General features: G+C 51.3%; 10 protein-coding genes. 8 read left to right on the top strand and 2 right to left on the bottom strand.

Translation table 11 applies throughout. The annotated features are described in order from the left end of the window. The first annotated feature begins 6 nt into the window (after positions 1-6). The 6 genes from argB (at position 7) to RJP21_RS07015 (ending at position 7,613) form a co-directional block, all read left to right on the top strand. Positions 7-774: an acetylglutamate kinase gene (gene argB, locus RJP21_RS07040; protein ID WP_310858993.1), complete on the top strand. Its 768-nt coding sequence runs from the start codon at positions 7-9 to the stop codon at positions 772-774. A gap of 59 nt (positions 775-833) precedes the next feature. Then, entirely contained in the window at positions 834-2,033 is a 1,200-nt protein-coding gene (locus RJP21_RS07035; RefSeq protein ID WP_310858673.1) for an acetylornithine transaminase, read from the top strand. Positions 2,034-2,189: 156 nt separating this feature from the next. Further along, the gene (gene argF, locus RJP21_RS07030; RefSeq protein ID WP_310858672.1) at positions 2,190-3,146 is read left to right on the top strand and encodes an ornithine carbamoyltransferase; all 957 of its coding nucleotides are present in this window, start codon (positions 2,190-2,192) and stop codon (positions 3,144-3,146) included. 351 nt (positions 3,147-3,497) lie between these two features. Next, a complete protein-coding gene (locus RJP21_RS07025) occupies positions 3,498-4,730 on the top strand; it encodes an argininosuccinate synthase (protein WP_310858671.1) in 1,233 nt (410 codons plus the stop codon). A 112-nt stretch (positions 4,731-4,842) separates the two neighbouring features. Then, entirely contained in the window at positions 4,843-6,246 is a 1,404-nt protein-coding gene (gene argH / locus RJP21_RS07020; protein WP_310858670.1) for an argininosuccinate lyase, read from the top strand. 245 nt (positions 6,247-6,491) lie between these two features. Continuing rightward, positions 6,492-7,613 (top strand): hypothetical protein, encoded by a 1,122-nt coding sequence (locus RJP21_RS07015; RefSeq protein WP_310858669.1) that lies wholly within the window; start codon positions 6,492-6,494, stop codon positions 7,611-7,613. Between the two features lie 368 nt (positions 7,614-7,981). Here RJP21_RS07015 and RJP21_RS07010 read toward each other — a convergent pair whose 3' ends face one another. Together RJP21_RS07010 and RJP21_RS07005 are read right to left on the bottom strand one after the other, a co-directional pair. Then, positions 7,982-8,986 (bottom strand): ketoacyl-ACP synthase III, encoded by a 1,005-nt coding sequence (locus RJP21_RS07010; RefSeq protein ID WP_310858668.1) that lies wholly within the window; start codon positions 8,984-8,986, stop codon positions 7,982-7,984. Between the two features lie 834 nt (positions 8,987-9,820). After that, positions 9,821-10,687 carry a sigma-70 family RNA polymerase sigma factor gene (locus tag RJP21_RS07005; protein WP_310858667.1) on the bottom strand — a complete coding sequence of 289 codons (867 nt, stop codon included), beginning with the start codon at positions 10,685-10,687 and terminating at the stop codon, positions 9,821-9,823. Between the two features lie 239 nt (positions 10,688-10,926). On the opposite strand from RJP21_RS07005, the gene RJP21_RS07000 reads away from it, so the two are divergent. Together RJP21_RS07000 and RJP21_RS06995 are read left to right on the top strand one after the other, a co-directional pair. Then, positions 10,927-11,400, top strand: coding sequence for a carboxymuconolactone decarboxylase family protein (locus tag RJP21_RS07000; RefSeq protein ID WP_310858666.1), 474 nt, complete (start codon positions 10,927-10,929; stop codon positions 11,398-11,400). 42 nt (positions 11,401-11,442) lie between these two features. Continuing rightward, complete coding sequence (locus RJP21_RS06995) at positions 11,443-12,090, top strand: FMN-dependent NADH-azoreductase (protein ID WP_310858665.1); 648 nt, start codon at positions 11,443-11,445, stop codon at positions 12,088-12,090. Positions 12,091-12,144: the final 54 nt, after the last annotated feature.

Below are 12,144 nucleotides of genomic sequence, written 5' to 3'. Positions count from 1 at the left end.
TTCGTGATGAAATGCGGCGGCAGTACGCTGGCGGCGCTGCCGGATTCTTTTTTCGAGGATCTGAAGCAGCTGCAGGCTTCCGGGGTTCAGCCCGTGATCGTACACGGCGGCGGACCGGCCATTTCGGAAAACCTGGAGAAGCTTGGCATCGAAACGGAATTCGTGAACGGTTTGCGCAGGACGACGGAGGCGGTGCTCGACGTGGTAGAAATGGTGCTTGCAGGCAGCATCAACAAGCAGATCGTCAGACGCATTCAGCAGACCGGAGGCCAGGCGCTGGGCATCTCGGGCGTCGACGGCGGGTTGATCGAAGCGCAGCCGGTCGAAAATAGCGATACGGTTGGCTGGGTCGGCGACGTGACGCATGTCCGGTCCGACATTATCCAAGGCATTACGGACATGGGCTATATGCCGGTTATTGCGCCTGTCGGCGTTGATCAGAGCGGACAGCGGTACAACATCAATGCCGATACGGCGGCGGGAGCCGTCGCTTCACATTTGGGGACGGATCGGATGATCGTCGTGACCGACGTTCCTGGCATTATGAAAGAGCTGGACGGCGTCAAGCAGGTGCTTCCCGTCGTCACCGTGCAGCAGATTGACGACATGATTCAAAGCGGGGAGATATACGGCGGGATGATCCCGAAGGTCAAAGCGGCGGTCAGTTGCATTCAAGGCGACGTGCAGGAGGTCGTGATCGTGAACGGCAGCGAACCGAAGGTGCTGAGCCGGGTGCTTCAGGGCGAAGCGATCGGGACGAGAATCGTGAAATAATGAGTGAAAAGTGCAGTAGTAAAACGATCGAATATTGATTCGGATAGGAGTGATTTTGCATGAGTATCCCTGAAGGGCAATCCAGTTCGCTGTTTCCCAACTACGCCAGATACCCGATCACCCTGGTCAAAGGCAAAGGCAGCTGGCTGTGGGACGACCAAGGCCATAAATACCTCGATTTCATGAGCGGCATTGCGGTAACCAACCTCGGGCATGCCCCCGAAAAAGTAACGGCGAAGCTGAAAGCGCAGCTGGATGAGCTGTGGCATGTTTCGAACTTGTTCCATATTCCGAATCAGGAAAAAGCGGCGGCGCTTCTTACGGCAAACAGCTGTGCCGACGCAGTGTTCTTCTGCAACAGCGGCGCGGAGGCGAATGAAGCGGCCATCAAGCTGGCCCGCCGTTACCATCAAAAGGTGAAGGGCACGGGCCGCTACGAAGTGATCACCTTTTTCCAATCGTTCCATGGACGGACGCTGGCGACCTTGACGGCGACGGGACAGGATAAAGTGAAGGACGGCTTCCTGCCGCTCCCTGCCGGCTTCAAAAGCGTGCCTCTGCACGATCTGGACGCTTTGAAAGCAGCCGTAACGGATAAAACGGCGGCGATCATGCTGGAGCTTGTGCTGGCCGAAGGCGGCGTGCTTCCGGTGGAGGCGGATTTTCTCCGCGCCATTCAGGAGCTGTGCAAGGAGCATGGCCTGCTGCTTATTATCGACGAAGTGCAGACGGGCATGGGACGTACGGGCAAGCTGTTTGCGCATGAGCATTACGGCATTGAGCCGGATATTTTTACGCTCGCCAAAGGCATTGCCAGCGGGTTTCCGACCGGTGCGATGCTCGGCAAAGCCTTCCTGCGGGATGCGTTTTCGGCGGGCAGCCACGGGTCGACCTTCGGCGGAACGCCGATCGCGACGGCCGCCGTCATTGCCACGATCGAAACGATGCTGGAGGACCGGCTACCGCAACGCGCGGCCGAAATGGGGGCTTACCTGAAAGAGCAGCTGACCGAAAAGCTTGCAGGCAACCCTCATGTCAAAGCCATCCGCGGCCTCGGCCTGCTGATCGGCATCGAATGTGCGGAGCCGGTGAACGACCTGGTGCTTGAAGGGCAAAAACGCGGGCTGCTGTTTATTACGGCAGGACCTAACGTCATCCGGCTGCTGCCGAACCTGTACGTGACGAAAGAAGAAATCGATCAGGCGGTAAGCATCCTTGCCGGCGTGATCCATTACCATACGGCCGTAAAGAAGGATTAATACGATAAATGATTTTCATCGTTAATGACCTGACAAAATAGCGATACGGCGGACACGGGATCGTTCTGAAAAACCGGAAGTCATCGGCGGAACGATCCGTACCGCGGCGGCTACCATGCGACATAAGAACCTAATGTAAAAAAAGGAGGAACACCCATGACCCAAACAGAGCAGCTGCAGCAAGTGAACCTGAAGGGCCGGGACTTGCTTGAACTGGACGACTACACCACGGAAGAGATCCAGTACCTGCTCGATCTGGCGATCGAGCTGAAGCGCAAGCAAAAAAACGGCGAGGTTTACCAGCCGCTGAAAGGCAAAACGATCGGACTTATTTTCGAAAAATCTTCCACCCGCACGCGGGTTTCCTTTGAAGTCGGCGCGTTCCAGCTCGGAGCGCACGCGCTCTTTTTGAGCAAAAACGACATCCAGCTCGGACGCGGCGAAATCATCAGCGATACCGCACAGGTACTTTCCCGTTACCTCGACGGCATCATGATTCGTACGTTCGGACATCAAAACGTCGTTGATCTGGCCAAATACGCTTCCGTACCGGTCATTAACGGTCTTAGCGATTCGGCGCATCCGTGCCAGGTATTGGCCGACTACCAGACGATCCTTGAACATAAAGGCAAGCTGAAAGGCCTCAAGCTGGCGTACATCGGCGACGGCAACAACATGGCGCACTCCCTAATGATCGGCGGGGCAAAACTCGGCGTGCATGTATCCGTGGCCAGTCCGGAAGGGTATGAGCCCGATGCCGAAGTCGTGAAGGCCAGCCGCGAAATCGCGAAGGAAACCGGAGCGGAAATCGTCGTGACGCGCAGCCCGCAGGAAGCGGTAAAAGACGCCGATGTCATCTATACGGATGTGTGGGCGAGCATGGGCTTTGAGGAAGAGCAAAAAATCCGCGAGGCCGCTTTTAAAGACTTTCAGGTCGATGAAGAGCTGGCGAAAGGCGCCAAAAGCGATTACCTGTTCATGCACTGCCTGCCTGCGCACCGCGGGGAGGAAGTCAGCGAGGGCGTGATCGACGGCAAAAACTCCGTTATTTTTGATCAGGCCGAAAACCGCCTTCACGCGCAGAAAGCGTTGATGGCGGCGTTGATGGGGTAGGCTAGGGGAATTGTGGTTGACCGACCGGCGAATTATGCTTGGAGTTGCTCCTATTGGGTTAGTTCGACATAAAGGAAGACGGCCAACTAATTAATTTATGATCTTAAAGGTTAGCATAGTGCATTGTACTCGCGGCACCGGAGGGGACGGAATCGATCTGAAGAAGCGGCAGCGTTCGCCTTTGTCATCGGATTTTTTCCTTTGAGGATATGATCAAAAAAATCTGATGACAACAGCGATCGGAAGAACGATCCGTACCCGGAGCGGTCAACACGAACGAAAATGTGCTATGGGCTAAGCCCCAACGACGATATAATCGAATCACGAAGCATAAACGAAAGGAAGTTCATGATGGCAAAAGAAAAAATCGTGCTCGCCTATTCCGGCGGGCTGGACACATCCATAATTTTGAAGTGGCTCAAAGAAACCTACGATGCGGAAATTATCGCTTTTACGGCCGATATCGGCCAAAAGGAAGAGCTTGACGGCCTGGAAGCCAAGGCGCTGGCAACAGGCGCTTCCAAAGTGTACATCGACGATTTGCGCGACGAGTTCGCAAAGGACTTCATCTATCCGATGTTCCAGGCCGGCGCGCTGTACGAAGGGCAATACCTGCTCGGCACGAGCATCGCGCGTCCGCTGATCGCCAAACGCATGGTCGAAATCGCCCGCGCCGAAGGCGCGACCGCGATTGCGCACGGGGCAACCGGGAAAGGGAACGACCAGGTCCGTTTTGAGCTTGGCGTAGCCGCGCTGGCTCCGGATATCGAAGTGATCGCGCCGTGGCGTCTGGAGGAGTTCCGCAACGACTTCCCGGGCCGCGCCGAAATGATCGCTTTTGCCGAAAAACACGGCATTCCGGTTACCGCCTCTGCCGCCAAACCTTACTCCATGGACCGCAACCTGCTGCATATCAGCTATGAGAGCGGCGTGCTGGAAGATCCTTGGTTTGATGCCAGCGCACCGGAAAACAAAGAGATGTACCTGCTCAGCAACTCCCCGGAGGATGCGCCGGATGAAGCGGAATACCTCGAACTCGAGTTCGTCCAGGGCAATTGCGTGGCGCTGAACGGCGAGAAGCTGAACCCGCTGCAGGTGATGGAAAAACTGAACGAGCTTGGCGGCAAACACGGCATCGGCCGCGTCGACATGGTGGAAAACCGTTTTGTCGGCATGAAAAGCCGCGGGGTGTACGAAACGCCGGGCGGAACGATTTTGTTCACGGCTCACCGCAAAATGGAATCCATCACGATGGACCGCGAAGTGATGAATCTGCGCGACAGCCTCATCACCCGCTACAGCACGCTCGTATACAACGGCTTCTGGTTTGCGCCGGAACGTCTCGCTTTGCAGGCACTGGTGACCGAAAGCCAAAAGAACGTCACGGGAACGGTGCGCGTGAAGCTGTATAAAGGCAACATCATCGCTGCAGGCGTCAAAAGCCCGGTCAGCTTGTACAATCCTGATATCGCAACGATGGAAGCCGATCCGACGCAAGCGTACGACCAAGGGGATGCAACGGGCTTTATCCGCCTGAACGCGCTTCGTCTGAAGGTAGGAACGGGCGTAGAGCAGAACAAATAATCGCAGCATTACCCATACATGAATGAACGTATAGCGGCAGGGTGGTGACGGCCGTTCCTTTTCCGGGCGAGAAGGGGCGGCCCTCTGCCGTATCAGAGAGGAGAGACCCAAAGTGAGCAAACTGTGGGGAGGGCGCTTTACGAAGCAAACCAACCATTTGGTGGACGAGTATACCGCTTCGATCGGTTTTGACCAGAAGCTGGCCGAGGAAGACATTCAAGGAAGCTTGGCGCATGTGACGATGCTGGGCAAATGCGGAATTTTGCCGCTGGAGGACGTGGAAACGATCAAAGGCGGCCTGAATAAAGTGCTTGAAAAAATCCGCAAGGGTGAAATCGAGTTTTCGGTGTCGGATGAAGACATCCATATGAACGTGGAAAAAAACCTGATTGCCGAAATCGGTCCGGTCGGCGGGAAGCTGCATACGGGGCGCAGCCGCAACGACCAAGTGGCGACCGATATGCACCTGTACCTCCGCAAACGCGTGGTGGAGCTGTCCGGGATGCTGTATGAGCTGCAAAAAGCGCTGATCGGGCAAGCCCGCGACAACCTGGATACGATCGTTCCGGGGTACACGCATCTGCAGCGGGCGCAGCCGATTTTGTTCGCCCATCATCTGATGGCGTACGTATCGATGTTCCAGCGCGACATTGAGCGGCTGATGGACAGTTACAAGCGCATCAACGTGCTGCCGCTCGGAGCGGGGGCGCTGGCCGGAACGACGTTCCCGATCGACCGCCATTTCGTGGCGGAGCAGCTGCAGTTCGACCGCGTGTACGAAAACAGTCTGGACGCCGTCAGCGACCGCGACTTTATTCTGGAGTTTTTGTCCCACGCTTCCATCATCATGATGCATCTTTCCCGCCTGTCGGAGGAGCTTGTGCTGTGGAGCAGCACGGAGTTCAATTTCATTGAGCTGGACGATGCGTTCTGCACAGGCAGCAGCATCATGCCGCAGAAAAAAAATCCGGACGTGCCGGAGCTTGTCCGCGGCAAAACGGGACGCGTCTACGGCAACCTGATGGGGCTTCTCACGGTGCTGAAGTCGCTGCCGCTCGCTTACAACAAGGATATGCAGGAAGATAAGGAAGGCATGTTCGACACGGTGGCGACGCTTGAAGGCGCCCTGCAGCTGTTCGCTCCGATGATCGCCACGATGAAGGTGAACAAACCGCGGATGCGCGAAGCGGTCAACAAAGACTTCTCCAACGCGACGGACATCGCCGATTTCCTCGTGGGCAAAGGACTGCCGTTCCGCCAGGCGCATGAGGTGATCGGGAAAACGGTCCTGTACTGCATCCAGAACGGAAAATATTTGCTTGATCTGACGATGGAAGAGTTCAAGCAATTCTCCCCATTGTTTGACGATGCCATCTACCAAGTGCTTCAGCCGGAAACGGTCGTCAACGCCCGCAACGTATACGGCGGCACGGCCACGGACCAGGTGGCGGACGCCATCAAGCGCAGCGAAGTGCTGCTGCGGATGACCGAGCAGTGGCTTGAAGAACACCAATAAAGCCATGGGCAAAAGGAAAGCTGTTCTCTCAATTCGGGAGGACGGCTTTTTTTGATAAACGGATTAAAAGCAAATGCTATACGAATGCGAAGCCTAATATCGCCGCCTGATGCCGTAAAGAGAAATGCTTGCTCGTTACAGCCTGTCTTTTTTGAAAATAAGCCGGGAGACACTTTTAACTTTTGTTGAATTTGGATAATATTGGGTTACGTTCCAATAAAAATTCAGAAAACGGTGCATATGATATGAGCGATCCGGATATCAGGCTAAATTATCATAGCTTCCTGGAAGAGATCAAAAACGACTTTGACCCGATCATAAAGAAAATGCGGGAGCAGGACTTCAATGGTTGGAGGGGACAAGCTTGGAAAGGGCCTGCAAAGAAGCTGAAGAAAACCTTTAAGTCGGCGGGGGCTTTAGCCAAGATCAAATGGGCGGGTTTGCCGCTCATTGGGCCCGTTATAGCGGGAATCGGCGGCTACTTAGCCAACATGCCCCTTTGGGGCATAATCGGTGCAGCGGCCCTCATCATTTTGATAACCTACTGGATCCTTGTCCGCAGATTCGTTCATGAAATGACGTCGATCGCAAGCGAGAACTTTCATGTCGGCGCTTTTAAAGCCAAAAAACCAAAAGAGTACGCGTTGTGGGCTTCTTTTCGTCATAGCGGCGCCACATTTAATGGGCTGTATGCCTTGATGACGCCGCTTCTGATCGAGTCTCCCAAAACGGAGGTGAGCATCGATCAAATTTTGAATTATGCCAAGGGGCAACAGGATTTTTTGCAGGCGAATATCGATACATACAAGGAAGAACGAACATTTTTACTGGACGAAATCGAAAAAAATGAAAAATACGTGTTATATCTTATCGATTTATTGAAGTCGATCAATACGGCCATCTATAGAATCGCTAACGGGGTCATGAACTTTTCGGAGCTTGATTTTATTTGTGCGTATACGATCTATGAAATGAAAGGAGACAAACTGTACAGAATCGTCGATAAAGGCACGACCGGCAGCAGCCCCGAACAATACGAGATCAGCAGGGAAAATGCGCTGCGTTATGCTGTCGTCGATGCGGCGATGTCTTCGGACGGCGATCCGAGGTATAATTTGTCCTCTCCGGGCAGAACCATCGTTTCATATCGCATGAACATGTTTAATGATGCCGTATGGATTTGGAATTTTCATTTTGATGACAGCAACGACAGAGCGTTGTCCCTCACACTCTCCCATGATATTATTGATATTAGAGAAGTGTACCGTTTGGTCCATGCATTTTGCTTGATTTTGCAGAAAGATATGATGCATAAAAAGGAGATGACATCTATTGGCGACTCCTATGACAAAACCTATCAAATTTGAATTTTCGTCCCAAAAGGAGATAACGGAGGCGAATCGTGAGCGTCGGCAAAATGTTTTAAGGGCGCTCCAAATCATCCGCAAGGGACAAACCGAGGCTGCTGCCTCTGCAGAAACAGAAAAAAGCGATAAATAATGTAATAGAGTTGTATAGATTTGATAGAGAAAGACCATCCTTATTCTAAAAGAGCAAGGGTGGTCTTTTGCGATGAAAAATAAAAAGGTGATTCTGTTTCCGGTCAATAAGCCTCGAAAGGTTGCCTTTAAAAGCCAGGAGCAGATTACGAACGAAAACAGGTTGCGAAGAGAAGCTATATTAAAGAGTTTTACGAAAAATAACCCTCCCCGCCAGTTTTGAAAAACGCATCGCTTCACCGAGGCGGCCGCTGCGCTCCCCATCGCACAACCAGGCCGGCATGGGTCAAACCGCCGCCGAAGCCGTAAAGAAGCAGCGTATCGCCGTATTTCAGCTTTTCCTCCCGTACGCCGAGGCCAAGCGACAGCGGAATGGACGCCGCCGAAGTATTCCCCATATATTCGACGCTGTAGAGCGTTTTGTCGATTGGAATGCCGGTTTTCTCGCAAATCGACTCGATCATCCGGAGGTTGACGCTGTGCGGCACGAACCAGTCGATATCCGCGATCGCCATGCCGGCGCGCGGCAGCAGCTCCTCGATTCCGGCGGTGACGGTCCGCACGGCCCATTTATAAACTTCGCGGCCGTTCTGCACGATGTTTCCTGCGCCTGCAAGCGGAAGGCCGTGCAGCGTGTTTGCCATGCCTGCGCGATAGAGATGCATGCCGCCGCTGCCGTCGGTCCCTTGGATGGAGGCGATGAAGCCGGGGTTGGCTTCGTCCGCTTCAACCAGCACCGCTCCGGCGCCGTCCCCGAACAGAATGCAAGTCGTCCGGTCCGTATAGTCCGTGACTTTGGATAACGTCTCGCCGCCGACGACCAGTACCTTGCGGTGCAGTCCGGCGCTGATGAGCCCGTTCGCCACATGCAGGCCGTAAGCGAATCCCGCGCAAGTCGCGTTCAGATCGAAGGCTCCGGTGCTTTGGATGTTGAAATGCTCTTGGATGAGGCATGCCACGCTGGGAAACGGGTAGTCCGGCGTCGTGGTGGCGACGATGATCAAATCGACATCCTCCACATTTTTGCCGTAGGTCCGTATTAAATCATCAACCGCCCGGATGCACAGATCCGAAGTAAACTCCTGCTCGGCGCTGATCCGGCGCTCCCTCATGCCGGTCCGCTGCACGATCCATTCATCGCTTGTTTCCACGAGTTTTTCCAAATCTGCATTGGTTAGCCTTTTGTCGGGAACGTACGTGCCAATGGCCGTTATGGCCGCTTTGGATGATACGCTGTTCATTATGATCTTTCCTCCTCTGCATGATGGAATGCCGATGAAACGATGATCAACTGACTTTAATATCAAGTATTAGTACTTGGTACTAATTATATGCAAATGTAATCCGAATTCAACCTTTTTCTGTGTGGTGTCATAATTAGTGATGATTTTTTTCATAATTGATGAGAAATATTTTCACAATTAATGAGAAAATGAATAATTATACATAAATTTACATACAAAAGTTATCAAAAAAACCGCCATTAGGCGGTCCAATCAATTCAGCTTTATTAAGCGTTCAACAAATATATCCATAATGGACCATCATAAGTGCGCACTATTGTCCGACTCGGATCCCCTGATAATTGGGCCTTACATTCTATTACTTCACCTGTCTTTAATTTAATTCTAACTTTTTGAGCATAGGTAGCGGCAATTCTTCATTCTTCTATCAATTTTGGTCACCTCTAAACAGATAATTTCGACTATAGTATTTCGTGTTTTGCATCGAGTATATTGATTTGCCGAATAGTAGATAAAATACCTTTATTTCAAAAAAATGGAGTCAACTGGCTCCTCAGATTGTTGAGAAACCCGGTCCTTTTATCAAAGGAAAAGGGTTTCTTTTTTTGTACCGTTTCCTTTTCAGGATGGCCATTCGTAAGCTTTGTCGGCTTGCTGATGGATTACTGTAACTGATTCGATTGAATCTTCGGCTCGTACTGGATATCGATTGATTGTTCTGAAGCCGCCGCAAGAAATCAGTATTGGCAACATCGGCTTTCCAAATACAGCAATGTTGATATACCTGCGCTGATCGTAAACATTATTTAACCATTTGCTCCAAGGTGATGATTAATCACCCAATACAGCTAGGTCGAGCTGGCGTATGCGTGTGGGATTAGAGATCAAGTCCACCTCGGCGATTTTACCATGCCTTATTGAGAATTCAAGTACATAGAGCAATCTTCCAAGAGGAGCTACAATGACTCCGACTGATCCGTTCACGAGGGCTGCTTGTGACGCTTTTGCTCGTCCCGAAATTTGTTTAGCCAGAGTACTTGCACCTCGGGTTACTCTTGAGGATCCTATCTTGCGATCGTCCCGAAGCACAACGTCCGGATCGAGCGCTGCTACTAAGCTATCAAAATCGCCGATGCGCGCCGCAGTAATGAAAGACTCAACAATTAAGCGTTGACTAGCAAGAGCGGCTTCGGGTGTTCCTCCTGCTCCACGGATCTTTTTCCGTGCCCGGCTTGCAATTTGCCTGGTCGCCGCCTCGGATTTTCCCACAATAGGGGCTATCTCTGTAAATGGAATGTCAAAAACTTCGTGTAGCACGAAAGTGATGCGTTCGGAAGGATTCAGATTGTCGAGCAAGACTAAGAGTGCAAGCCCTACAGATTCAGCCAACAGGGCTTCTTGTTCAGGATCGCTGCTATCCTCATAGCTCGCTAATGTCTCGGGCAGATGGGCTCCTATCGATTCCTCGCGTCTTGATTTTCGTGAACGCAGCATATCGAGACACACCCGCGAGACAACGGTGGTCAGCCATCCTCCCAAATTCTCGATATCGCGCGTATCTGATCGGCTAAGGCGCATCCACGTCTCCTGTACCGCGTCATCTGCCTCACTCAATGAACCAAGCATACGATATGCTACCATCTGAAGATGTTTTCGATACGTTTCGAATTGGTCTGCCAACCAATCTTGTTCCCTCATTTTTCAAAGTCCCTCTCATAAAGAAATTTAGTTCCGGTCTAATCTTAATAAATGTAGTTATTTCCTGCTCAAACTAAAAATAGCCTCTATTAAATTTGACGAATCAAATGCAGTCAATGTGACAAAACGACAAAATGAATTGGGATTATGCAAATCTGTCACATTTCCTGAGGTTCAATCCGTCATCGTTGTGAGGGCCAAATAATTGTCCTCAATGAATAAATGAAGGGGTGTTTCTAATGCAATCCAGAATGAATAATCCCGCAATGATGCTACCCGACGCATTTCAAGCCTTACAGGATCTGGCCAAAGCCCTGTTCGCATCCGCAGAGAAGACCGGAGTTCCGAAACAAACGCTGTTTCTAGCCTATCTTCGTGCAAGCCAAATCAATGGGGACAGTGTCTGTGTTGATCTGCATTCACACAATGCCTTGGCGGCAGGTGAAGCAACAGAGCGGGTGTTTGCTGTATCGGCATGGCGCGAAACGTCGAATTTCAACGACGCTGAACGCGCTGCGCTAGCTCTTAGCGAGGCAGTTACCCGAATCAGCGACCAAACAGACCCTGTGCCGGACGAGATCTATAACGAAGCTGCTCGACACTATGATGAACAGGCACTCGCCACACTCATAGCTGGTATCGCCACTGCTAACCTTTACAACCGGCTTAATGTCTCAACGCGTCAAAATGCAGACGTTTTGGTCCGCAATTAATTCGACAGCTGCCAATCATCGAAGAGGGGGTTTTCTTAAATTATGGCAACAGCACTCTATATCACAGCTCACCCGCGCAATGATGAACGCTCCAATGCGATGACAGTAGGGAATGAATTTTTGCAAGTTTATCGTTCTACTAACCCAGAGGATGAGATCATTCATCTGGATTTGTTTAAAATGGATATCCCTCAGCACGATGGTGATGTTTTGAATGCGAGGGACAAACTGAGAGCAGGTGTACCTTTCGGTGAATTAACCCCTGCGGAGCAAGCTAAAATGGGTGGTATTTTCCAAATTATTGATCAATTCGTAGCTGCAGATAAATATATTTTCGTCTCTCCGATTTGGAATTTTTCATATCCTCTACAGTTGAAGAACTATCTTGATGCGATCGTCCTTCCAGGAAGGACGATTAAATATAATTCTGACGGCAGCAGAATGAGTTTCCTTAGCGACAAAAAAGCCATTCATATTCAAGCGTCTGGAAGCATCTTGTCACCAGGTTCAGGAGGGAAATACGAAGCTTGGGAAATGGGGCACCGTCACGTTAAAGTCATTATGGACTTTTTGGGTATAACGAACTTCCAAGGCATTTTTGTTGAAGGAACACAAGAGTTTCCTGCACGAGCTGAGGAATTCAAGGAAAAGGCAATCCAACAAGCGCATGAAATAGCAAAAAACTTCTAGCCCCGAAAGAAATCAGACAAGGGAAGTTTTTCAATTGGTTCCTTTGCCTACAGT

It is taken from the genome of Paenibacillus sp. VCA1 (assembly GCF_031583795.1).
GTDB lineage: Bacteria > Bacillota > Bacilli > Paenibacillales > Paenibacillaceae > Paenibacillus_AQ > Paenibacillus_AQ albilobatus.
The sequence above is the reverse complement of the archived record's forward strand: the minus strand, read 5'-3'. Positions and strand labels throughout refer to the sequence as shown.